The sequence below is a fragment of the Pseudomonas sp. RA_35y_Pfl2_P32 genome, from assembly GCF_963970735.1.
Lineage (GTDB): Bacteria > Pseudomonadota > Gammaproteobacteria > Pseudomonadales > Pseudomonadaceae > Aquipseudomonas.
The window spans coordinates 1-590 of sequence record NZ_CAXAQF010000144.1 but is presented as its reverse complement, the minus strand read 5'-3'; the positions used below and the strand labels follow the sequence as shown (position 1 = coordinate 590).

The 590-nt window shown below is 61.7% G+C and carries 2 protein-coding genes; one reads left to right on the top strand and one right to left on the bottom strand.

The features are described 5' to 3' along the window. The coding region (locus AACY45_RS27545) for a hypothetical protein (RefSeq protein ID WP_339548619.1) at positions 1–249 on the bottom strand (249 nt) is incomplete at its 3' end. A 117-nt stretch (positions 250–366) separates the two neighbouring features. On the opposite strand from AACY45_RS27545, the gene AACY45_RS27540 reads away from it, so the two are divergent. After that, the coding region (locus AACY45_RS27540) for a type II toxin-antitoxin system Phd/YefM family antitoxin (RefSeq protein WP_339548617.1) at positions 367–590 on the top strand (224 nt) is incomplete at its 3' end.

Below are 590 nucleotides of genomic sequence, written 5' to 3'. Positions count from 1 at the left end.
CAATAGCGCAACCGCGAGCAATGCCAGCGAAACGACGCCGAAGATGAAGGGCGGGCCGATCGGTTTGGGCGGAAACAGGAAGCCGGTAACGCTGGTCAGGATCGTGAACACCAGAAAGATTGCGTTGGCGGTGGAACGCCATCGCCCGGTTGTGAGGCTCGCGAAAAAGACGACCCCCGCAGCGATGCCGACCAGGCTGATCGCGGTGTGGAGCAGCGTGAAGGCGTGGAGCGACAGGCCGAACATCATGCGGATTCCCCCCGGAATGCTGGTGGGACTGTAACAGAAAGCGCGCGTCGGCAGGAGTCGTTTCGAAGGCGGTACAGAAATCTTGACATTGGACAAAGTTTTGTCCATAGTTTGCGGATGCAAGCCGTATCCTATTCCGAAGCGCGCGAGAATCTGAAGGCGATGATCGACAAGGTCGTCGCCGACCGCGCCCCGCTCGCCATCACGCGCCAGCGTGGCGAGGGGGCGGTGCTGGTGTCGGCGAGCGAATGGGCGTCGATCGAGGAGACGCTGTATTTGCTGTCATCGCCCGCCAATGCCAAGCGGTTGCTGGAGGCGGTGCGCGGGTTCGAGGCGGAAGA